The sequence below is a fragment of the Acinetobacter sp. SW-226 genome (assembly GCF_055632855.1).
On record NZ_JBVNBD010000002.1, the window covers coordinates 72,607 to 96,491 of the forward strand.

Consider the following 23,885-nt stretch of genomic DNA (forward strand, 5'->3'; position numbering starts at 1 on the left):
ATGGAATTAAGCACTATTGAAAAGAATACCGAAGCTCAAGACATTCAATCTGATGCGTATGACCAGCGTGTACATTCAGTATTGATAGTACCTGAACATGCCCTAAAAAAAATTGAGTCGATGATTTTGGCTACTGGTCATGTACAAAGTGACAGTACCAATCTTTTAGAAGTTTTAAGGCCAATGCCTGAAGAATTCAGAAAAGACGTTGATAACACCGAATTTACAGAAAAAGAAAACGGCGACATCGGTGATGCAGCCGTGGTCATTGTTGATGGTTTGATTCACGACACAAAACGCGGTGTTTGGATCTCTCAAAATTGGGGTTGTGGTAGTCCTAAATTCACCAAGCTTATTCAGGCTGGAGCTGAGCCACCAATTGAACTGATTGCCAAAAATAAGGGGGATAAGTTTAGTGCGACTTTAACGCACGAATTTCAAAAAGCGTATGAGCGAATGGGTTATACCCAAAAACAGGTCGGTTATATACACATCCTATCAAATGGTACACCAACGACTTTCTTTAACTACCTGAGTGACGAATTGCTGTGCAAACTGGAATTCATATCAGTAGACAACAACCGTTTAAACGCCTCACAAACTAACTTTTATAGTGCCGTAGAGCGAGGATCTGTTTCAGATTGGGGAGTGAGCTATCACAGAAAACCTTTTAACTTAGAAAATTACCCGATCAATTCTCTATTGGTGTCGGGATTAACAATAACTTTTATTTTGTACCTGATTTACAGCTATCTCTTTGGAGCTTAATACCAAATGAAATATTTAAACAGAACATCTCAAGATCGCGAAAAACATCATTACTTTAATCAACAACAGGGCGACAATAGAAAACAGCACAATCCGAACCATCGTCACCACTCTATTAGCTTAAATGATGTATTTCGGTCGTTATTAGCCCTTACTCAACTAGACAAAGACATCCCGACATTGATCAAGCTTTTTGAAGAACAAGGGCTTGAAATATGCGAAACGCGTGTACGCACTTGGTCAACACCCGTGCATATCAACAATAGACCAATACCACACATTATTTTTGTTGGTTTTATGAATTTACTTGAGTGCATCAATGCTGAAGCAAAACTCAAAGATATTAATCTGTTTGATCTGTCAGAAATCTTGGACGATATACGCAACTAACAATTATGTGGTTTAGCTATGACTGAAGAAATAAATAGTAATGAAAAAAAAGATGGTCCTATTACGGATGTAGGTAAAAAGTTTGCTGGTGCACGTAAAGACAACCCATCACCAGACTTCTCAGGCAACATGAATGGAATTAAGTCTGACAGCCTAGTGACTAAAAAGGAATATTGGCAAAAGCCTGATTTTAGAGCTGATGCCCAATCTGGCCATAAACCTGTAAAACATGCACTATTATTTTCTTTGGTCTATGCAAACTTAACCAACAAGCCTTTAGGGGGCGGTTGGTTTAGCATAGGTCAAAAGCAATGGGATGATGCCTACATTGCTACGCTACACTTCTTAAAAAACAAATATGAAAGCTCACACTACGAACGTTTAGAACAACTGACAGACGACTTTAATGCGTACATGACCGTTAAGTTTGGTGCTGGACGAAGTGAAAAAGATATTTTAGAACGCTACTCAGCTGGACGACATACCAATCGCAGAGTTAAACACCCACTATCATTTAGTTCAGACACACGTTTACGCTTAAAAAACTTAATCCCTTTAGGATGGCCAGACGATCGTGTACTTGATACGGATAATTATGGTGCCAAAAAATTATTAAACACTGAGACTGGTCAACATAAGTGGTATGCCGTTAAATCCATTTCAGCAAAGCGGTTTCAAACACTAGATGATTGGACGGAATACGACACATTCAATGCAGCACTAGAAAAAGTAAAAACATTTTTTCAGCCAATTTTAGATGAACGAGTCATAGAACCCAAAAAAGGACGCGCAAAACCACCCAAAAGACCGCGCTACGACAGAGTTGAAGTGCGCGAGGGTAAGGACCATCGAAAGGGTGAAAACATCGATAGCCAGTTGCTTATGGACTATTTCAAATTTTCTGGAGTCGAGTTCGGCAATTGGGTAAATCAAAAGGAACGTGCATGGTTTCTGAATTGCACGTATGACTCACTAATGGATCTTGTCGAACTTCTAGGTCTACCCGTTACGTTCGCATCTTTAGGCGGTAAGCTAGGAATAGCATTCGGTTCGCGTGGCACAGGCGTTGATAGCGCAGCAGCTCACTTTGAACCAGGTAATATGCTTATTCATTTGACCAAGACGCAAGGTGTTGGAGCACTAGCCCATGAGTTCGCGCACGGATTTGATTGTGTTTTGGCAAAACGAAACGGACTCAATAATAACTTTTTTAGCGAATACTTTCTTTACACCAGTAAAGGGCGTTACTCAGTACAGAATCATCAAGAGTCAGCATACAAACATCTTAAAGATGGCCAGACTGCAGATAAGTTTATCAAGCTGGTTAATTATCTTACTTTTAAGTCAACCAAATACCTTGATTACGAAGAAAGACAAGGCGGTACGGGCTTTATGAATAACGCCATGCACCTAGATCAATCACGGTCAATGTATTGGTCACAGCCAACAGAAATCTTTGCCAGACTGTTTGAATGTTGGGTGACGGATAAGCTGGCTGAAAATGATCAACAAAATGGGTTTTTGGTGCACGGCACAGAAGAGTCGGCAAATAGTTGGAATATGAAGTTAAGCGCATATCCAACAGGCAGAGAACGGGCAATTTTAGTTGATTTGATGGATGATTGGCTAAAAGCATTAGTGAGGTCGTGGACGAAATGAATGCAATCACTAAGACCTCAAAAAAAGAACGGATCTTATTCAATAATCCCAAAGCAACACGACTTTACAGGGAAGCAATAACAGAGCTTATTGCGTTTAAACCTTGGGAAGTTAACGCCACTGAGAATATGCTTACGATCTGCAACACCTACCGCTATGTCGTGAATAAACGTTGTTGTTTAGGGTACGAGTTTTGGTGTTACGACCGAAGCGAAAAAGAATGGGTACGTGTTAAGCCCTCAAGCGGTCGCCACAACTATGGGAAAAACTGGTGCAAAACAAATGACAAAAACAATGGTCTACAAGGCAGTAAAACGAGCAGATTTTGAGTATTCAAACGCAGCGCGTGGATACGTGTATCGGGGAGAGAAAATATCTGATGCTGAAGCGGAAAAACTAAAGCATAAATGGGCTAAAAAAGACCTGATGGACAATGCAAAAAAAGATGGATCGTTCACACCAGAATCATTAGAAATGTTCAAAACCTTGGTGAATCATGTATCACCACGGGAGTTGACCGCCAAACAGCAAGCTTTGACATACCATAGCCTTAAACGCTACACAGATTGCGTATTTAACCTTTATGAAGTCACCGCTAAACAAACACCTCCAGCAAAACTAAAACGACCGTACAGCATGCCTAGACTGGATGGTACGGATAACCCTTGGAACCAAGGCAAACGAGAAAACGATGTCTATATATACAAGGGGATTGAGTACAAAGGCATTGAAGCGGAAACAGCAATGCATAAAGTGGTGATTGCATCAGAATTAACGGCAATTGCCGGATTGGATAATCAGTTAGCGAATCTGGCCAACGAAACAGGTGTAGCGTTGTTTTCAGAATTTATTGAAGTTGCACACCAGAACAATGATTTAAAGGATTTAACATATGTAGTTTTTGATTATGTAAAACATCTAATTGTGACGATTGATCGCTATTTTGATTTAAAACTGAAATCTAACGTGTCGGTCAGTATTTCAGTGAACCGAGTAGCTGGCTATTCAAGGTATAGCATAGTTCAACGGAAATAGACGCACGAACGCAACCAGTGACATTACATGTGTCGTCAATGACAGCTTATGTGTCTCGAACGTGCACGTAATTTTGGATTGATTGGTTTGAATGCAGAAAATGTAAATTATGCAAAGTAACACCATGAATATAGCTGATGATTGTACGGTAGTACGTAGACCGTATCAAAGAATGACGACAGCTAACATGCTTAAGATTTGTTATAATAAACAAATTGTTAGTATCTAAACGACACATGAGCTGTCATTTTTTGGAAATTGCGACTACCCTATTCATTTTAATTCGAACTTTAACTTATGTTCACCTGAAGTCTAGTTAATAAAACTTTTAATAATTTTATTTATTATTTTCAATAACTTATATAAATAAAAAAATAATTATAAATTTTTGGTTCATGAACCTAATGAATTTATTGATACTTTTATAAAATAGAGTTAATTTGTCCGAGAGATATGGGTAGATATCTATTTTTGGTCTTTTTAGTGATTAGAGATATGACCATTGTCATCAAATTTTAAGGAATTCCTTAAGTTTTTTTCTTATAATTCAATAAAATAATTTTGAATACTCAAAAATTAAATGTAATATAAGTCACATTATGAACCGTTAAGTGAAATACGTTTTGCTTAAACGAATGATTGAGTTAGATCATCTAAATGATGATCGTGCTAGAAGACTCAGGTTTTACACCAAAATATTTGGCAGACTTTATTTTAAATACAATCCTAAACTGAATATAAAAAACCTTCGGAGGGCTTATTTGGCCAAACTAACCATCAACCTGAAAAAACTAAATTCTTACGCTAAGTATTTTTTCTAAAAGACACCGTACATATAGCATTACTTTATGTTAATAAAAATTTAGCATCATTTTTGACGCTTATTTGTTGTATGTGCAAAAGCAAGACATTTTAAATAAAGAATCTTTTAATATGAAAGTTACATATCCAGAGACAGGTATATACGAGCACGAACTCAAAGCAATTGATAAGATTAAAAAGGTCTTTGATCGTGGCGAAAAAACTAAAAACTGGCGAGCATATGCTGGTTTTGAATTTATGCATAAAAATGGAAAAAAAGCAGTAGCGAAAGGTAGTTCTGAGAAATTTGAATATGATCTCCTAATTATTACTCATGCAAACATTTTGGTCATTGAATTCAAGGACTGGAACGGTAAGGAAATTACAAAAGTTGCAGGAAAATGGTACGTAGGTAATAAAGAGCAAGATTCATGCCCTGTAGCTAAAAATGTAAAAAAAATGCAAATTATAGTTAATAAACTAAAGGATAAAGTTTCAGAAAAGAAAGCTAAGGGCATTACATTTCATTACCAAAGTGTTTCTCACTTTGTTGTCATGTGTGGTAAAGCAGATTATTCGCGCCTGCCTCCAGAAGATTTAGAGCACATTCTTTCGATAGATGAGTTTATACAATTAGCTCAACAGAAGAATTTTAATAATATGTTCCGCAAGCATCTGGAACGTGATGGTCGCATATATGATATTAAAAAAGAATATCACGCCATTATTGATGAAATTTTTGCGCCTGACCAAATTCAACCACGCTCTTTGATTATTAATAATCATGAACGAGGTGACTTGATCTTACCGCATCCTAAAAAGATTTATAGCGAGTATAAAGCGCATTCATTGACCATCGTTGGTGAAAAATCTTTAATGCGTTGTTGGGATTTTAATGAATTCAAGTTGAGTAACTCAAGAATGAGTCAGCCTCAACATCGATTCAACTTGATCTGCAATGAGCGCCGGGTTTTCCAAAAAATTAAAACAGAAAAGCCTGATCTTTATCAAAGTTGTTTGCACCCGATTACAAACCCAAGTCTTGATGACATGACATCAAAATATAATGAGTTGTATGAGTTGCCTGAGAACAGCTATCGAGTCAACGAATTCATCGGCGCTTATGCTGAGAAAATGTCTGAATCTGAGAAATTGGATTTATTCCAGATTTTGCTTGGTAAATTTAATCACCTACATCAAATGGGAATTACTCATGGTGATGTGGGTGATCATAGTGTGTGGATCTCTTATAAAAAGGAGATATTGCTATCCAATTTTTCGGCAGCAAATGATCAAACACAGCCCTCGAAAATTGACCCTGAACTGGCTAACGAACTCCCATTTTTGAATACAACAGCTCATCTTCCGAATCTTGCGCTGACAGCTGCACAAAAGGATGTGTATTGGTTAGGGCAGTTAATCCTTCATATTTGGAAGAATGCTCGACTGAGCCCACGTTCATTGAAAAAATTTAGTCTTGAGGAGCGAGATCAGAACCACTGGTTAGAGCGTATTTTAACACGAGCTTTGACAGGGAAATATGATAATGCATGTGCAGTATTCCAAGATTTCTTAGCTCAAAAACCTGCTGAACAAGTTAGTTATGAACTTGATGCAGATGTACTGAATCCATATTTAAATCAGACAAATACCTATATCAGTTACCCGATATTTGGCGCGCCTATTGATGCTAACCAAAATTTTACACTCTATGCATCAGGCAACATGTTAGTCAAAACATGGATGGGTAAAGTTGCATCTGCAATGACAACTTATCAAAAGAGTTGTTTTAAGCGATTCTTTGAAGAACTTAAAATGACGCAGGCTCTCAATTTGCCATACCTTCCTAAGATTATTGATTTTGGTTTATCAACTAGCACAGCATGTGTGTATCTAGTAACTGAAATGGTAAAGGGTGAAGCTTGGTCAACGGTTATTGAGGGCTTAACTGAGGATGAAAAAAATGAACTTTCACTTCAGTTATTGCATTCTCTGAAAAAATTTCATGAGCATGGCTTTCAACATGGAAACTTGGATGATGAAAAGATTCTAGTAGATAAAACAAACTTGAAAGTTAGTTTTAATGATTGCTTCCATCCTGAAGTACCACAACCTGATTCTTCTAATGCTTATTTCCCATCTGATATTGAAGATCCAACAGTCATTCAGTGTGACAACTTTACTGCATTGAAATTAATCGCAGATCTATACGATATAGACTTGGCTGTGGATGATGTGGCTTCAATGGATCCTACTTTATCCTGGCTAAATACAGCCTTGAGCATAGAAGGAATGGAAGATCCAAGTGTACGCTATATTGATAATTCTCGCTTTATAGAGGCATTTGAATGTAAGGGTGCTATTGTAAAAGAAGCTCCTCAGATTAGTATTTATACAAGTAAGGTTGAGACGCCCTTTACGATTTATCCCGAAAACGGCAAAGTTTATATCCAACTTGAGGCAGCAAGTGAGGGGGATTTTCGATTTACACTTAGCGGAATCAATGGCATGTTAAAAGGGTTTTATAAGCCCCATGAAAATCAATTAAGTTTCCTTGATTTTGTCAAAAAACAAGACCTGTGGTGGAAGGCTAGTAGGGATGCAGATCTGACTATTGATGTTAGCATTGAAGTCCACCCGATATCTGGGATGAGTAAGCGTGACAACATTGTAGAGTTAAATGACTTCTTAGCAAAAGATCAAAACTTTAAGGATGCTATTGAACAGTTTAAGCAAGCACAGCTCAAAAGGACTCAAGAGAAAGAGGAAACATTACGGGCTCTGCGTGAACAAAAAGCATTACAAGAAGAGATAGGCGATGTTATAGCTACTGATGAGCTTATGGCACAGCCAATGAGTCATCTGCCTACACATAGCCACTTAATTGATATTGAAACGAAAGAGTTGTGGAAAAAAGTCATGGCGACTGAGCGTCATGCACATCCTACAATCACTCTGTCTGAGCCGTTAAAGATAGTTTCGAGCAAACATTTTAAAGATTCAAAGAGTGCTATTGCATACTATGACTCTGCAGAAGATGTTTCAGCTAAATTTTCAAAGACCGATAAAGTCGATGTAATGTGCACTAAAGAAACTGGGGCGGGAGGTGATTACACTTTCTGCATAGGTACGGTGAATATTGCGCAATCAAAAGTCGGAGAATTGTGGATCGATTTTTGTAAAAAAACAAATGAAGTTCCTGAAGAAGCAACACTGTTTCTACAAAGCAAGGCAGATAAGTCATCTAATCGGAAACGTGCAGATGCTCTGACAAATATTCTGAGTAATAAGGCTGTCATTGAAAATCTCGTAGATTACTTTGAACCATCATTAGTGATTGAAGCAAAAGATTATGAGATTGAAGTGCCTGATGAAGATCTAGATCACTATAACAAATACAAAAATGGGGAATTGGTTAAAGCCCTCAATCCATTACAACGTAAAGCGTTCCGTAATGTGCTTAAGTATGGACCTGTATCACTATTAAAGGGACCACCAGGAACCGGCAAAACTGAATTTATCTCTATACTGGCTCACTATCTCTATGATAAACAAAATGTATCTAACATCTTAATTGTTAGTCAGTCGCACGAAGCTGTAAATACAAGTGTTGAGCGTATACGTCAGCTATGCACAGAGTATGACACACCATTAAGTATTGCTCGAATAAGCAATAAAGAGAGTGCTGTGTCTCCTGAATTAAAAGATGTCTATACAGGCTCAATTATTACGAGCCAGATAGAGCTGTTTAAGTCTAATATTAAAGAAAGAGTGCTTGAGCTTGCAAAAGATTTATCACTTGAAGCTGAATACTTGAGCGATCTTTATGAAATCAGAGTCACTATTTTAAATAGTCTTAAATCTGCGTATCAGTCAATCGACCAAGATGATCTTGATCAAAAGTTTAGTTTCTCATTAGAAGAGTATACCCAGGCTTTCAAATCAGCAATGCATAAGCTGAAGAGCATGTTTGACGGAAATCAAGACTTTTGGGATCAACTGGAAGACTGTATCAATGATAAAGAGATAACAGTATTAAACCAGTTAAATAAGATCGACATGATTACGTTCGCAGCACTTAATCAATACTACGGGGTATCTAATGAGGAAGGACTTAAAGCGAAAGCCTTGATCAATATTGCCCTAGATTATGAACCATTAATTGAAAGCCAAAATGCTAATTATGAAAGTTTTCTGGTCAAAACAAGGCAATTAGTCTGTGGCACATGCGTTGGTGTTGGCCAACAAAGTATTGGAATCGCCAATCACGTATTTGATTGGGTGATTATTGATGAAGCAGCACGTTCAATCGCTTCAGAATTGGCAATTGCAATGCAGTCAGGTGCACGTATTTTATTAGTTGGGGATCAAGACCAACTTCCTCCACTATATTCGAGCGATCATATAAAGGCTTTAGCTAAGCAACTTAAGATATCAGATGATGATTTGGAAGATAAATTACAAAGCGACTTTGGCCGTATCTTTAATTCACATTATGGACTAAAGGCTAGTTCAGAACTCTTGTCACAGTACCGAATGAGTCCGAGCATCGGCGAATTAGTTTCAGACTGTTTTTATGAAGGAAAACTTGAAACTGAAGTTGTCGATTCTCGTGGTTTAAGTGATGAAGAGCTGAAAGAAATTAAGTTAAAGCGGATTGTGCCTGATAACTATGCATCCGACATCGTAATAGAATTGAATTCAACAGTTACTTGGGTGGATACTGGGAATGCTGAGCATTTCAAAATGGAGAAAGGTAGTAGTATTTATAACCCACATGAAATTAATGAAATTATCGATTTTCTTCAGCGGATTGACCAAGACAAACTCTTGTTAAATAAATTAGTGCCAGAGCCTGATTCCCTTAAAGAGCCTGCTATTGGTGTAATTTGTACCTATGCTGAGCAAAAAAACCGGTTAAGAAAAGCCTTCTCTTTGTGTGAAGTGTCAGATGCATTGAGATCAATTGTGCGTATTGATACGGTGGATAGTTATCAAGGTAAACAGAATAAGATCATCATTCTCTCAGTTACGCGAAATGATCCAACTAAGTTTCCTGCATTTTTGAAGTCACCAAATCGTGTGAACGTGGCTTTATCTCGCGCAATGGATCGTCTTGTAATCTTTGGTGCGTCAGAAATGTGGCAAGGAGTCAACAGTAACTTACCTTTAGGACGCGTATTAAATTACATCAAGTGCCGTGAAAATCAGACTTTAGAATATCGATATATTTCAAAACGCGCCATTGTCAAAATAGTACAAAACAATCCGCACATTAATAAAAATAGATCAAAAAAATATAGAAAGGCAGGGGTATAACTCATGGAAAATTCACTAAGAAGCTATCATGACGTAGATGTTACATTGCCATCACAACTATTCAATGTGGCATTTAGCTATACCACAACAGATACCTTAGATTTTATTGATTCTATGGTATTGCGCCTATTGGTAATTGCACCACTTTCTGCTGAAAAAATAGCGCGGTTCTTAGGGTTATCTAATCATGAAACAGATGTGCTATTAACTAAATTATTAAAACAAATGCAGATAAAACATCTTGAAGATGATCGATTTGCTCTGACTCAGCGACTTGAGAAAGCATTCTCGGATGTTTGTGCAATTCCTTATGTAAATAAGATTGAGGACAATATTCAAAAGATGAGTTTTGAGATGATTGGCTTGAATCCTGAGCCAGTTAATCCCAACGCATCTGACAATGGGGCAAATTCAATTAAATTAGATGCTTCTAACCAATACCTTTCAAATGGTGAGTCTTTGGTTAGTAAGGAGTTTCAGAAAAATTTTCGATTTTATTTCAGCCAAGGATTAGTTAAGTTGAATCCATCAGTGGATGAAAAGAAGCTGCAACTGTATAAAATGAGCCAAGTGGAAAAATTGCGAGACCATTCTCGTCGTTTTACATTACCATTGACGCTTGATGAGAATTATACACCTACAGAGATTAGTGATTTTAATCACATGGAAAATCTTAACAAAATCGAAGATTCTCTTTACGCTGCTCTTAGATCAGCTAAGAAGCCACAAAATATTGAGGATATTCTAAAGGTACTCCATGAATTAGATATGGAGGATACTTTTTCAGTTGAATCTATTTTTAGCGAGAATAAGCTTAATTTAGATCGCTTATTTAAGCTAGAACACAAATCCAATGAATACTTTATCGGGCCAATATATTCTAAGGAAAATTCAGACCTGTTTTTCAAAACAATCAAACAATATCAAGACCAGAATAATGATGATAAACAGCTGTATTGGTTAGCTCCATCAGATGAATTTTGGGGTAAGTCAGATAGATTTAGTGATTTTATTGATCGTTTATCGACAACCACAATTACCAAAAACTTTAAATGCTTCTTACCAGTGGCATACAGAAATGATAAACAATCAATCGCAAGTTATAAAAAACTAATCACAGCTGAGGCAGGAGCCAAGCACTTTCTAACGTTTAAGGAAAGTAGTGTAGTTTTTGACGGTAATTTTGAGCTTTTGGTTATGAAAGACTCTTTTTGTGTTTTGATTATTCACGTTAGTGATTCATCCACAAATATTTTAACAACAGTGCCTGTGGGTATTATTGTCAAAAATAAGGCTATTGCCCAATCGTTTTATAAGTTTTTTGAAGACTTAGAGAACGATGGAGAGAACTTCTTTGGTTTATTAAATTCTAAAAAATAGAATAATCATCTTAAAAAGCTAGCAGATTTGCTAGCTTTTTTAAACTCAAATTAGAGTGGCAACAATCCAGACCAGACATTTCTACTTTGAAGTGGCTTTGTTGCACAAAGATTTGAAATGCAAAGCGCCCCTAATTGGTAAGCGTCCGCTGAACACACCTTCTGAATTCATCCTATAAGCCTTAATTTAGTCCCCACTTAGAAACAAGTGGGGACTTAAATTTATGACTACAAATCATCAGACATCCATCGCATCTCTTGCGAAAAAACGAAGAACATACAGTGCTGAATTTAAACAGCAGATCGTTCAGGCTTGTAAAGCACCGGACGTTTCAATTGCTTCAGTCGCTTTGCAACATGGATTGAATACAAATCTTGTATCCAAATGGATTCGCTTAATTGATGCTAAGCCAGGGAGTGATCGCTCACCACTACCGAATAAACCTGCATTTATTGCCTTATCTTGCTCTGCACCATTAGATCCTACTCCTACTGACATGTTAAAAGTTCAAATTACTTTACCCCACTCAAAAGCAGAAATTGGCTTGAAATGGCAGACATCAGAAATACCTGCCTTGGCAGAATTACTCAAGGCACTTGCAACATGATCCGCATTGATGAAATCTGGCTTTCTACCCAACCTCTGGATATGCGAGCAGGGATGGATACTGTCATGGCTCAGGTGGTGAGAGCCTTTGGCTACATTAAACCGCATTGTGCTTACCTGTTCTGTAATAAACGTGGCCATCGCATGAAAGTGCTGGTACATGATGGACTGGGCATCTGGCTGTGTGCCCGGCGGCTGGAACAGGGAAAATTCCACTGGGCTCAAGTTCACCAGGGTGAAAGCGTAGCTCTCAACCCGGAACAGTTACAGGCATTAATCCAGGGGTTGCCCTGGCAGCGCATTGGACGACAGCAAGTGGTAACAATGCTCTAAACCAAGCTCGGCTATTCTGCCATCCTCCAAACGTTCTATTTCATTCTCTTCATGACCTCAGGCATACTGCGGTCATGAATACGCTGCCTGACTTAAGCCAACTGACCCATGAACAACTGCTGGAATTCACCCGGCAGTTGGCGATGCAGCATCAACAACTCGCAGAAGATAAACAACAATTAGATGCTCAAGTTCAACATCTGGAAGTATCAAATCAACAATTAGATGCCAAAGTTCAACATCTTGAAGTCACCAATCAGCAATTAGATTCTAAAGTTCAGCATCTTTCTATTCTCAATCAAAAATACGAGCATGAACTGGCGCTGTTTAAACAGCATAAATTCGGCAGTAAAAACGAACATCTCACCGCAAAACAAATCCATCTGTGGGATGAGGCGGTCGAAGAAGATATCGCAGCCGTTGATCTGGAATTAGAACGATTAAATGCAGATAAAACCCATGCAGCGACACAGAAAGCCACAGTCAACAAACCTAAACGTCGACTGCTGCCAGATCATCTACACACCATCCGTATTGAGCATGAACCTGCATCAACCCAATGCAGTTGTGGCTGCCAGTTACGTCGTATCGGCGAAGATATCAGTGAAAAACTGCATTTCAGACCGGCACAGTTCTATAAGGAACAGCATGTACGTGGCAAATGGGTCTGTGATCAGTGCGACACCCTGACTCAGCAAGCGATGCCCGCCTATGTGATTGATAAAGGCATTGCTTCACCTGAACTGCTCAGCCATGTTTTGGTATCGAAATATGCCGATCATTTGCCGCTGTACCGTCAACGTCTGATCTATCAGCGGGCGGGAATCGAACTTTCTAGATCAACGTTATCTGACTGGATAGGTCGCTGCGGTGTAGAACTGGAACCTCTGGCCAATGCCTTAAAACAGGTGGTACTACAACAGCAGGTGCTGCATGCAGATGAAACACCGGTCACCATCATGCGGATGGGTGAGAATGATAAAAAACCGAAGAAAGGTTATGTCTGGGCCTATGCCACTACACAGTACAATCCAGTTCAGGCGGTGATCTATGACTTTCAGGATAGCCGTTCAGGTCAGCATGCAGAAGAGTTCCTGAATGGCTGGCAGGGCCATCTGGTCTGTGATGATTACAGTGGTTATAAAGCACGCTTTAAATCAGGCGATGTCATTGAGGTGGGCTGCATGGCGCATGCACGTCGTAAATTCCATGAACTGCATGTAACTGGGAAAAGTCAGGTCGCTGAACAGGCATTAGTGCTGATTCAGAAACTGTATGCGATAGAAGCAGAACTCAGGAAAAAGACCGATGGTACAGCAGAACAGCGCCGCGAATACCGACAACAGCATAGTCAACCGGTGATGCAACAACTGTATGAATGGCTCAACCAACATCAACTGACTGTGCCATCGAGTTCTCCCACCGCCAAGGCGATCAATTACACTCTGAAGCGTTGGCCAGCTTTAAGCCGCTATCTGGATGATGGCAATCTACCGATTTGCAATAACTGGATAGAAAATCAAATGCGTCCCTGGGCGTTGGGGCGCAAGAACTGGCTGTTTGCTGGCTCGCTGCGCAGCGGCCAGCGAGCGGCGAATATCATGACTTTAATCCAGTCAGCAAAGCTGAATGGGCTGGATCCGTATGCCTATTTAAGTGATGTGCTGAAAAGGTTGCCGACACATAAAGCGACCCAAATAGAAGAATTACTGCCACATCGCTGGAAATCCAACTCAAATTAAAAAATAGGCATGGGGTTCAGCGGACGCTTACCCTAATTGAGCCAAATTTAAGGCGTAACTTGGGTAAGTGGTCGACCTAATTCCGTAAATCTGTTAAGGACTGCTACACGTGCATGGATCTCATTCACTTGGCTATCAAAACTCCTTGCACTGAGTTTATCTCCTAATAATTTGATGCAATGCATCTTAGTTTCAACCAAACTTCGCCGATGATAGCCTGACCATTTTTTCCATAGTGTCCTGCCTAAACGTTTAATTGTTCGAAGTAATTCATTTCGCTCTAGCGAGCTACTCTTTGTATCTTTCCATTTTTTCTAGGTGGAATCACCGCATGCGCTTGCCGATCTGCAATGACCTGACGGCATTGCTTGGTGTCATAAGCCCCATCGGTATAAACAGAGTCAATCCGCTCATCTTGTGGAATCTGATTAAGTAAATCACCAAGCACCTGTGAATCACTGACATTATTGGTTGTAAGCTGAACTGCTCGTATTTGTAGGGTTTTAGCATCTATACCAATATGAAGTTTACGCCATTGGCGACGATATTCAGGTCCATGTTTCTTGCGTTTCCATTCGCCCTCACCTAGAAACTTCATGCCTGTAGAGTCCATGAGTAGATGCAGCCCATCGCTACTTTTTTGGTAGCTGATTACAATATCAATATGCTTTTGTCTTCTACAAAGCGTGGTGTAATCTGGAGCTATCCAATTTAATCCGCAAAGTTTAATCAGACTTTGCACAAAGCCAGTGACCATACGTAAAGACAGACGGAATAAGGATTTAATCATTAAGCAGCATTGGATGGCTGCGTCGGAGTAGATTTGATTTCGCCCTTGTTTGCCTTTTGATGGAGCATATCATTGCGTAGCAGGATCAAACCAAATGGCAATATTTCCTCGACTCATGAGTGCTCGGTTATATGCGGGCCAATTGGTTGTGCGGTAGATTTTGTGTGTAGGCTTCTTCATTTGAAAATTATATCGCTGAAAAACCCTTTACAGATAGGTTTGTGCAACAAAGCCATTCAGAATTGAAATAGAAAAATTTAAAAATAAATAACTTGGAAATAGATTTTATGATAAAATTCAATCAGCTATATTAATTTCTACACTTATGTCTGCACTACAAAAAATTAATGAAGATATGATAGTGAATCTTCCTAAGGGTGATTTACACAGAGGTGGTCCCACATGTTTGAACAACTAAAAGCTTATTTATAAGTGATACTCTGCTCTAGTTAAGCTACCTTATTTTGTTGTGGTAGCTGGTCATAGTAAAACTCATCTGGAGTCATTTTGTCCAGACTCGAATGAGGTCGTTTCAAATTATAAAATTCAAAATATGCGTTTAATTGCTTCTTCGCATCCAAAACATTGCTGTAGGCTTTGAGATACACCTCTTCATATTTAACGCTCCGCCATAATCGTTCAACCATCACATTATCAACCCATCGACCTTTACCATCCATACTGATTTGAATGCCATTTGATTTCAATACATCAATAAATGCATCACTGGTAAACTGACTGCCTTGGTCTGTATTAAATATTTCAGGTCGACCATATTTTTCAATAGCTTCATTTAATGTTTCTATGCAAAATATAACCTCCATACTAATCGATACTCTATGCGCAAGTACCTTGCGGCTATGCCAATCAATCACAGCACATAAATAAACAAAGCCTTTTGCCATAGGGATATACGTTATATCCGTAGACCACACTTGATTACTGCGCTGAATAGCCAATCCTTTGAGCAGATATGGATATTTGCGGTGAGCTTGATTAGCCTGGCTTAAATTTGGTTTGCAATATAACGCATTAATGCCCATTTTCTTCATTAAAGTACGTGTATGACGTCGTCCTATATGATGTCCTTGACGATTCAACAAATCACGCATCATCCGGCTACCTGCAAAAGGGTATTGCATATGTAACTCATCCATACACCGCATTAGCTTCAGATCTGATGCACTCACAGGTTTTGGGCGATAGTAATAACAACCACGGGAGACTTTCAGCAGCTGAGCTTGCTTAGATACTGAAATCTGAAGTGAGTCATCGATTAACTTTTGTGGTTGAAGCGGCCCAGTTTCTTCAACACACCTTCTAAAAAATCAATTTCTAATGCCTGCTCACCGATTTTTGCATGTAGTTTTTTTAGATCGATGGGTGGTTCTGTTGGAGCTTTTGATTGATCGAAAGCTTGCGAGGAAGCTGAAATCAGTTGATTTTTCCAGTCGATAATTTGGTTTTGATGAACATCAAATTCAGCACTCAATTCAGCAAGTGTTTTTTCTGCTTTAATCGCAGCAAGTGCTACCTTAGCTTTAAAATCATTTGAATGATTTCTTCTTGGTCTACGTGCCATAAAATACTCCATATATTGATGTTTATAACATCATTTGGGGAGCAAAATATCACTTATAAGTGTTGTTCAAATTTCCTGATCCACCTCTCACGTTCATTTAAATGGAGCTATTCCAACAAATTTAGTTAAGGAATTATTAGCAAAAAATACAAATGGAATTCCCTCAAATTTTGATATTAATAAAGATTTAAATATTCTCGAACCACAAAAAAATCTGCAAGATTATTTAAAACCATGGAAAGTCTTAAATTTAATACCTAGATCGCAGAGTGATTTAAATAAAATAGTATTACAAACATTTTTTAGTTTAAAACGGCTTTGTTGTATAAACATTCTTCAAGATACTGATTTTTAAGGATTTGTTTAAATTTTAATCCAAAAATAAATTAAACAAAATCATAGTCTTAGATATTTATGCAACAAAGCCCCATTAGAGCTAAACTCCATTTACTAATGTCATATTTAAATCTAATGGTATGAAAGTACTATCAAATATACTGTTTAAATTACAGCGATTTCATTCTTGCTTCCATTATTTCGAATTTGAAGTCTTGGAACCATTGAATTATTTAAGTAATCATAAATAACCATTTCAGGATGATGCAGATCAAATGCTTGTCCAAACCATATACAAGCAGCATTGGATGCACATGGTAAGACATGAATTTTGGTAATTCCTTTATCTGTTAGACTATGAAATAACGCATGAATATCTTGCATGAAACTTAGTCCTCGTTCAGGATTTCTTATTGCTCCATTCCCCATATATTCTGGTTTAGCAGTAATATTAATTACCGGATGTCCTAATTCAACAGCCTTATTTTTAGAGGTTTCTGGATCAGCAGTGAGATTCAATCTAATAGTAATTTCAGTACAATCTTCTATTTCACTGAAATTATTAATTTCATACGCTTTGGTTGTACATATAAGATCAGGCCACATCCAACAACTTCCATCCCTATACATAAGCATAGGTATAAATTTCCCTTTATTTCCTAATTTACTTCCTAATGCTATTAGGCATGGCATAGGGCCGAAGCCAAAAATAGCTACTCTCTTATCATCAAATTTAGTTTCCCTAAGTAATTGTTCTGTTTGAACTTCAAATTCTTCTAAAAAATACTTTTTATAGAACTCATCAGCTGAAGCTCTTAAATGAGCTGGTAATGGTTCATGAATTAGTGTCTTATCTTTATGCAAAATAGATTTTAATGGGAGAAGGCAGCTTGCAATATCACGTCGTGAAGGAGACTGAGGAATATTGCGATTCACGGGCCAGAAAAATAAATACACTGGCATAGGAGTAAAGCTTAAAGAATCTAATAAATCTTCGCATTGTGCTGTGAAATTACTTCTCATTTGCGAGAGTCTTGAAGCTGTATATTCTGCGCCAGCAACTTTATCAATTAACCTATGATGTTTTTCACATAATAATAAAATATTCGTTGGATCATCTGATAGTTGATATGAGAAGAAGGGGATACCGCGAGTAGAATTTTCTGATGCTGCAACATTATGAGCTAAAACGCCATATGTACCTTCAAATCCAGTTATTTCATCTATGTTTAATTTTGCACCACATCCTTTAAACATACATCGGCCATGACTTGAGAGATAAATCTGGTTTTTATCTTTTTCAGATAAATCGTTACCCCTACCTGTAAGATGCTCAAAATCAAAAATTCTTTTTATGAAATATTCTAATTGGTTTACAGGGTTTGGTTTTTGTTTAGGAATCTTTCTAGGAACAAAATCTACATCTTTAACTTCGCTCTCTTGAGAGGAGGTTAAATTCCATGTTTCTTTTAACTTTTCAAAATCATGTAGAGTGTGGGCATCAATTATGTGACCTTGAAGAAAGCGTGCATAAATGGAAATTTTTTTGGCAAGCAATCTTCGGACAAAAGTTAAAGTATCATCATAATTGAGAATTATACGGAAAAAACTTTCAGGGCTTTTATTTTTCAATAAGACAAAAATTATATTTTTACGTTCTTCATCAACTAATACACCTAATGAATCTATACAAATATGCTTTAAAATTTCTTCTATATATTTATTTGCATTTGATAAATCATCTATTGCTGATAAAGAAGTCTGTAAACTTAGGGATGGGTCTAGTTGCATTTTCAATTTAACTCAATATAACCTAACAGTTTGATTTTAAAATTTTTTCTACCAATCCAGATTCCAGTTTTTACTCTTCCGATTATTAAATATAAAACTGGGTCATTAAGATTGGTAATGCCATTTAGAACAGTATCTATATCCCTTAAATCGGTTGGAGAGGGTGTTGGTACATCTTCAGGATGTGTATGCCATAGGCCTTGAAAATTATAGAATTTTTTAGATTCGTTCCAAGCTTGTATTAAAGCATATTGGTGGGACTTTGACCTAAAGAAAGACATACGTGTTTGACAGTCTCCTTCCATAGGAGAGGTAAAGCTTTCAATGATTTTAGCTTTAGTTTCTATGTCTGTTCTTCCAATTAGAATGCCACCCGATTCTGGAGAATCTGATTCTAATTGTATAAATTGCTTTAAACTCTTTAAAACATTTGCTTGAATAATAAAGACTTGGCCTGTAGGTGTGTCACATTTAATCCTCCCTTGAGTTATGTATTGCAACATGGGCATACTTCTTTATAAATTTCTTTTAAATTCAATATATTAATTCCATTTGAATTATTTACTGAATTATAAAAAGGGGTAGTAATTATTCCATTTTTATTTGCATTCTGATTGTCGCCAGAAATAGAAACAAATCCTAATTGTTGATTCAGGACATATTCAGAAATATAGCTTGCTAGCTTCATGCAATTTAAAGAAGAGAAGGGGGTAAATGCACCAGCACACCCTGTAATATTTTTAGCAATTAGCTGTCCAGATTGTACATATTTATACATAGGGGTAAGACTTTTATTTGATTTTTCATCAAAATATAAGCAGTTTAAACATCCTACATGTTTATTATTGAAAGAAATAAAATGTCCACCTAAATCATAAGGTTCTAACCAGCCTATTATTACTTGAATGTTTGCACTTATTTCATAAATAGTTTTTACGAGAGAAATCTCAGTAGGAGTATGGCCAATTGCTATGATGATAGTATCAATATCTTCAGTAATTTTTGATTTTATCCAGCTTTCACCATGGCTTACGAATGGAAAAATAGTTAATCCGGGCCTTTCTATTAAAAACTTATTAGCTAAAGAAGTAGATTTATAGGTATTAACATACTGCAAACCTAAAGAATGACGATAAATATTATCTGTTTTTAAAAGCTCTGGATCTATGAAAGAAAATTTATTTACGCCTGTTTGAGCTAATATCTCTGCAATCTTTGAGCCTAAAGCCCCACATCCGATAATCGCTATATGTCTTGTTTTTTTCTCTTGCCCCGTTCTATTTAATAAATAATCTATCCACGCTCTTTGTGTTAAAGAGACTTTAAAGCCTTTGAAGGATACTTTTTCTTTGAAAGAATACCAAATGGCATAATAAAAAATCACATAAGCAAATCCATGTTCATTTGGAATTCCCACTAGGGCATAATGATTGCCTTGTTTTAACAAAGATCGTTTGTTCTCATTAGAGAGGGTATTAACAATTTTTAGAAAATAGTCCTCATTAAAATAATCTCCTATATCTGGTATGGGGAAAACAGAAGCATCTTCTAATAATATCTTATGAATTTTTACTTTTGTGAGCTGGTTGTGGTTTATGTAAGAACTATCGCCATCATCAATATGCTCTAATATTTGATGATTCCCTTTTGATGATTTTCTTAACCAACCATATAAATTAAATGTAGAAGTAGGGTCGCAATGTAATATTACATCCTCATTTATATTTTGAGTGCTGCCTAAATATCCTTCTAGTTCGTTATACAAGCTTACTCGGTTGTTTAATTGAAAATTAATAAAAGATTGCTTGAGTATATCTATAGCCCTTTCAAAGAATTCAGTAATAAGTTCTTTATGTCTATAGCCTTCAAAGTTTTCACCTTGATGATCCGTAGTACAAATTTCCCCACTTTGACTCACATGATCTAAGGCAGACATTGGTCGTGTCAATATTCTAAAAATGGGAGGTATCGTCCAATTAGCTCTATTTTGAAAAATTAGACCAAGGCAAACCTGTTGTGTATTAATGAGAAAATCAAATTTTAGATTAACCCAATCCTTAGTAATAGAAGTGACATGGATATTTTGAGCTCCATGTTCACTTAATAGCTTTTCAATATTGTCTAACTTTGGGTTATCAAAAAACATTGAGTTTTCCTAAGCAGATTTTCCTTCTTGAGTGTAATAAGTTTGTACTACTGGTTCGGACACTTCTTGTATTTCAGGGATAGGGAATTGTCTTCCAAAAGTTTTATTTAAAATTTTGCAAGCTTCTACTGTATCAGTTTCCTCATTTACAGCTTCTAAAGATGATTTTAAATCTTCAAGTTTTGATTTTAAGTGCTCCATTTGTTTTCGGGTCAATTTTTCGAGTAAGTCTACACCTTGATGTGCAGGTAAATTAATTACGAGTCTGAAGTAATACTCGTTATTTTCTGGATCAATGCTAAAGGTAGTGAATTGATCTAATACATTATTTACTATAGAAAGTAATACCTTATTATCATTCTCATAATCTTCAGCTGTTATATGCTCATATACAGCTGTAGTGATAGCAATACTCTTAAAAAAATCTAGACCTTTCTCATTTCGCCATTGTTTCAAGTAGCGAGTACATCGTCTAAACTGATGACGTAAATCTGAATCATCTTCAAATTTTCCCAAAATTGTATCGGTAAGTTCAGTAGGATTTGAAATATCCCAAGTCTTAAGGTCTTCAGAGGAGAATTCCTTACCTCGAGCTAGATACATATTGCCTTTGTCGTCTTCAGCGTAGATGGGCAGATCTACATGATAATCGGGACTACCATTTTTGAGATAAGTGACAGTTACGCAAGGTCGTTTGATCGTTACAGTTCTATTTGAATGAGTTAAAGCATCTCTAACAATTTTTTTAATTTCTACTGAGCCATATTCCTCTTTGTCACAATCTAATAAAACTCCTACATCAATATCATAATCTCCATTCTTAGGCTTAATCCCTGTGCCCAAGGCATAACTACCTTGATTAAAGTATTCAACAAATTGAGGACCATTTGGATCCTTTTTGAGTTCATCTTTTAAGGTGCTAATCAAAAGGTCACGTTTTTCACGTAATGTACTTTCTTCGTCATAACGACCTAATCGAATATTTGTGTGGAACTTAGCATAGTGTTTTTGTGGATTCGCCATATTGTTGTATTCCTGTAGTGCTTTTGTTGTTATGGGGATCTCCTATATTAAATACAAGTTAAGACATTAAAAAAAATAGAATTTTTAAAGGGAAAATTTAATCAAAAAATATTTAAACAAACGATGAGATGTATCAATCTCCAATTTTTAGCATTCCTTCCCAACTAAAATAGTTTTGAGTCAAATTCTTTCTGGACATCGCCCATACACGACCATGCATCTTGCAAGGTCCAATTACGGCATCGCCACCACAGAGTAAAAAGAATGTTCAAAATAAACAGTCTAAAAATTCTGAATAGCCTTTTAGAACAGAGAGTTAAGGCACACAATTTAAAATAGTCAGTGAGCCTATCAAAATCCTCATGTATGAAACCTAAGAAGTTCCACATTTTTCTGGGTATACAAGCCTAAATTTTATGGAAAGAATTCATATGCTGCTCCTTTAGCTAAAAGAGTATTCAGCTTACGATTCGTGGTTATTTTCAACAGTGCCTTCTGGTAAGGGTCGGCACCTGCACATCAAAAAAATCTCCCCCCAGAGTACGGCTGTTTCTATCGGGGGTAGAATATTCATTCTGTTACTTTAGACTATACCCTAAAGTTACAATCTGAAAGTTCATGAAATTATGTATCATTTAAATGATTTTTAATCATAAGTAACATGTAACTTTAGTGTTAAAGAATTATAATTTACGAAATTGTTCATTTTTATCCAATTGGGGCGTGAAAAAGTGAAAGGCCAAAAAGTAGGGTATGTCCGGGTAAGTTCTGTCGAGCAAAACACTGGACGTCAACTTGAAGGAATTGAGGTCGACCGGATTTTTGTTGACCGTGCTTCAGGTAAAAATACTGACCGACCTAAATTTCAGGAAATGTTGAACTATGTCCGGGAAGGGGACAGGGTGATTGTACATTCAATGGATCGTTTTGCGCGAAGCCTAAAAGATTTGGTCACTGAAGTAGATAAACTGGTCAAACGAGGGATCGCCATCCAGTTTGTAAAAGAAAATATTACTTTTACAGCCGAATCCACCCCGATGGATAATTTGATGCTTCAAATGATGGGTGCTTTTGCACAGTTCGAACGTGAGATCATTTTAGAGCGGCAAAAGGAAGGAATAAAACTCGCCTCTGCTCAGGGGAAGTACAAAGGTCGGGTGCATAAACTAAAGCCTGACCAAGCTGAAGCTTTACGACAAGCATGGAAGGAGGGGAAGTATCCATCGAAAATGGCATTAGGGAAAGCTTTTGGGATTAGTCGTCAGGCGGTATACCGATATTTACAAGTTAGTGAATAGCTTATTGGGATTAGCAACTAAATTTAGTTTAACTTATAAAAATCATGAAACACTGTTCGAATTTTAAGCGTGGAACATGAATAATCAATAAAAAGCGGCACTGTTGCAAATAGAGATTTGAGTCGATGATGTTCCCTTTAAAAAGTACTTAGAGACCGAAAACCCTGTTGATTAGACACACTTCACCCTGAGGCTGACCATAATAAAATGACGATGCTTGTCCTTTACGTAGTGCACGCATGACTTCAATACCTTTAATTGTGGCATAAGCCGTCTTCATAGATTTGAATCCTAATGTGGCCCTGATGATCCGCTTTAGCTTGCCATGATCACATTCAATCACGTTATTTTTAAACTTAATCTGCCTGTGCTCAAGGTCTGGTGGACATTTACCTTCCCGTTTTAACCGTGATAAAGCACGTCCATATGTGGGTGCTTTATCCGTGTTGATCACTTGTGGAATTTGCCACTTCTTCACATTATTTAAAATTTTTCCAAGAAAACAATATGCTGATTTGGTATTACGTCTAGAAGAAAGATAAAAATCAATGGTATCGCCACGTTGATCGACTGCACGATACAGATAAGACCATCGTCCATTCACTTTTACATAGGTTTCATCAATATGCCACGAGCTCAGATCTGTAGGATTACGCCAATACCAGCGTAAACGTTTTTCTATTTCAGGAGCATAACGTTGAACCCAACGGTAAATAGTCGTGTGATCAACATTCACACCCCGTTCGGCCAGCATTTCCTGCAGTTCACGATAGCTAATGCCATATTTACAATACCAGCGCACAGCCCAAAGAATGATTTCGCCCTGAAAATGCCGACCATGGAAAGGATTCATATGCTGCACCTTTAGCTAAAACAGTCTTCAGCT

Annotated in this window: 16 protein-coding genes and 1 pseudogene; 10 read left to right on the forward strand and 7 right to left on the reverse strand. The window is 37.3% G+C overall.

The annotated features are described in order from the left end of the window. The 9 genes from ACZ8ZH_RS18240 to tnpC all read left to right on the forward strand — a co-directional run bounded on the left by ACZ8ZH_RS18240 (window position 1) and on the right by tnpC (window position 14,033). Window positions 1–768 carry a hypothetical protein gene (locus tag ACZ8ZH_RS18240; RefSeq protein ID WP_005005745.1) on the forward strand — a complete coding sequence of 256 codons (768 nt, stop codon included), beginning with the start codon at window positions 1–3 and terminating at the stop codon, window positions 766–768. A 6-nt stretch (window positions 769–774) separates the two neighbouring features. Further along, window positions 775–1,158, forward strand: a complete 384-nt coding sequence (locus tag ACZ8ZH_RS18245) for a hypothetical protein (RefSeq protein WP_005005744.1) — start codon at window positions 775–777, stop codon at window positions 1,156–1,158. Between the two features lie 18 nt (window positions 1,159–1,176). Beyond that, complete coding sequence (locus ACZ8ZH_RS18250) at window positions 1,177–2,817, forward strand: LPD1 domain-containing protein (protein WP_005005743.1); 1,641 nt, start codon at window positions 1,177–1,179, stop codon at window positions 2,815–2,817. Between the two features lie 228 nt (window positions 2,818–3,045). Beyond that, complete coding sequence (locus ACZ8ZH_RS18255) at window positions 3,046–3,852, forward strand: hypothetical protein (RefSeq protein WP_010591556.1); 807 nt, start codon at window positions 3,046–3,048, stop codon at window positions 3,850–3,852. Window positions 3,853–4,746: 894 nt separating this feature from the next. Next, window positions 4,747–9,972 carry an AAA domain-containing protein gene (locus ACZ8ZH_RS18260; RefSeq protein ID WP_005005740.1) on the forward strand — a complete coding sequence of 1,742 codons (5,226 nt, stop codon included), beginning with the start codon at window positions 4,747–4,749 and terminating at the stop codon, window positions 9,970–9,972. Window positions 9,973–9,975: 3 nt separating this feature from the next. Further along, window positions 9,976–11,352, forward strand: coding sequence for a hypothetical protein (locus ACZ8ZH_RS18265; RefSeq protein WP_005005738.1), 1,377 nt, complete (start codon window positions 9,976–9,978; stop codon window positions 11,350–11,352). 223 nt (window positions 11,353–11,575) lie between these two features. Continuing rightward, window positions 11,576–11,959, forward strand: coding sequence for an IS66-like element accessory protein TnpA (gene tnpA / locus ACZ8ZH_RS18270; protein WP_262043274.1), 384 nt, complete (start codon window positions 11,576–11,578; stop codon window positions 11,957–11,959). After that, a complete protein-coding gene (tnpB, locus tag ACZ8ZH_RS18275) occupies window positions 11,956–12,291 on the forward strand; it encodes an IS66 family insertion sequence element accessory protein TnpB (protein WP_262043273.1) in 336 nt (111 codons plus the stop codon). Before tnpA ends, tnpB begins: the two co-directional genes overlap by 4 nt. A gap of 74 nt (window positions 12,292–12,365) precedes the next feature. After that, the gene (gene tnpC / locus ACZ8ZH_RS18280) at window positions 12,366–14,033 is read left to right on the forward strand and encodes an IS66 family transposase (RefSeq protein WP_262043272.1); all 1,668 of its coding nucleotides are present in this window, start codon (window positions 12,366–12,368) and stop codon (window positions 14,031–14,033) included. A 47-nt stretch (window positions 14,034–14,080) separates the two neighbouring features. Here the strand turns inward: tnpC and ACZ8ZH_RS18285 are convergent. From ACZ8ZH_RS18285 to ACZ8ZH_RS18310, 6 genes and pseudogenes are all read right to left on the reverse strand, one after another. Next, a pseudogene (locus tag ACZ8ZH_RS18285) lies at window positions 14,081–15,003 on the reverse strand (IS5 family transposase). 269 nt (window positions 15,004–15,272) lie between these two features. Continuing rightward, window positions 15,273–16,405 (reverse strand): IS3 family transposase gene (locus tag ACZ8ZH_RS18290; protein ID WP_249891046.1). Its coding sequence is split into 2 segments (ribosomal slippage): window positions 15,273–16,153 and window positions 16,153–16,405, totalling 1,134 coding nucleotides; the frame shifts between segments, so codons are not numbered across the junction. A 501-nt stretch (window positions 16,406–16,906) separates the two neighbouring features. Beyond that, on the reverse strand, window positions 16,907–18,532 hold the full coding sequence (locus tag ACZ8ZH_RS18295) for an SAVED domain-containing protein (protein WP_005006366.1): 1,626 nt from the start codon (window positions 18,530–18,532) through the stop codon (window positions 16,907–16,909). 2 nt (window positions 18,533–18,534) lie between these two features. Next, on the reverse strand, window positions 18,535–19,035 hold the full coding sequence (locus ACZ8ZH_RS18300) for a Mov34/MPN/PAD-1 family protein (RefSeq protein WP_005006362.1): 501 nt from the start codon (window positions 19,033–19,035) through the stop codon (window positions 18,535–18,537). Then, on the reverse strand, window positions 19,020–20,678 hold the full coding sequence (locus ACZ8ZH_RS18305) for a ThiF family adenylyltransferase (RefSeq protein WP_005006360.1): 1,659 nt from the start codon (window positions 20,676–20,678) through the stop codon (window positions 19,020–19,022). Before ACZ8ZH_RS18305 ends, ACZ8ZH_RS18300 begins: the two co-directional genes overlap by 16 nt. A 9-nt stretch (window positions 20,679–20,687) precedes the next feature. Next, window positions 20,688–21,701, reverse strand: coding sequence for a nucleotidyltransferase domain-containing protein (locus ACZ8ZH_RS18310; RefSeq protein ID WP_005006358.1), 1,014 nt, complete (start codon window positions 21,699–21,701; stop codon window positions 20,688–20,690). A gap of 731 nt (window positions 21,702–22,432) precedes the next feature. Between ACZ8ZH_RS18310 and ACZ8ZH_RS18315 the strand changes: the two genes are divergently transcribed. Further along, entirely contained in the window at window positions 22,433–22,999 is a 567-nt protein-coding gene (locus ACZ8ZH_RS18315; protein ID WP_000678311.1) for a recombinase family protein, read from the forward strand. A gap of 148 nt (window positions 23,000–23,147) precedes the next feature. On the opposite strand, the gene ACZ8ZH_RS18320 is transcribed toward ACZ8ZH_RS18315, so the two are convergent. Then, entirely contained in the window at window positions 23,148–23,852 is a 705-nt protein-coding gene (locus tag ACZ8ZH_RS18320) for an IS6-like element IS1006 family transposase (protein WP_004897650.1), read from the reverse strand. Between the last annotated feature and the right edge of the window lie 33 nt (window positions 23,853–23,885).

Coding starts and splice junctions, on each gene's coding strand:
- ACZ8ZH_RS18240 (WP_005005745.1), top strand. CDS start 1: ATGGAATTAAGCACTATTGAAAAGAATACCGAAGCTCAAGACATTCAA.
- tnpB (WP_262043273.1), top strand. CDS start 11,956: ATGATCCGCATTGATGAAATCTGGCTTTCTACCCAACCTCTGGATATG.
- ACZ8ZH_RS18310 (WP_005006358.1), bottom strand. CDS start 21,701: ATGGCGAATCCACAAAAACACTATGCTAAGTTCCACACAAATATTCGA.
- ACZ8ZH_RS18295 (WP_005006366.1), bottom strand. CDS start 18,532: ATGCAACTAGACCCATCCCTAAGTTTACAGACTTCTTTATCAGCAATA.
- ACZ8ZH_RS18250 (WP_005005743.1), top strand. CDS start 1,177: ATGACTGAAGAAATAAATAGTAATGAAAAAAAAGATGGTCCTATTACG.
- ACZ8ZH_RS18305 (WP_005006360.1), bottom strand. CDS start 20,678: ATGTTTTTTGATAACCCAAAGTTAGACAATATTGAAAAGCTATTAAGT.
- tnpA (WP_262043274.1), top strand. CDS start 11,576: ATGACTACAAATCATCAGACATCCATCGCATCTCTTGCGAAAAAACGA.
- ACZ8ZH_RS18300 (WP_005006362.1), bottom strand. CDS start 19,035: ATGTTGCAATACATAACTCAAGGGAGGATTAAATGTGACACACCTACA.
- ACZ8ZH_RS18245 (WP_005005744.1), top strand. CDS start 775: ATGAAATATTTAAACAGAACATCTCAAGATCGCGAAAAACATCATTAC.
- ACZ8ZH_RS18320 (WP_004897650.1), bottom strand. CDS start 23,852: ATGAATCCTTTCCATGGTCGGCATTTTCAGGGCGAAATCATTCTTTGG.
- ACZ8ZH_RS18265 (WP_005005738.1), top strand. CDS start 9,976: ATGGAAAATTCACTAAGAAGCTATCATGACGTAGATGTTACATTGCCA.
- tnpC (WP_262043272.1), top strand. CDS start 12,366: ATGAATACGCTGCCTGACTTAAGCCAACTGACCCATGAACAACTGCTG.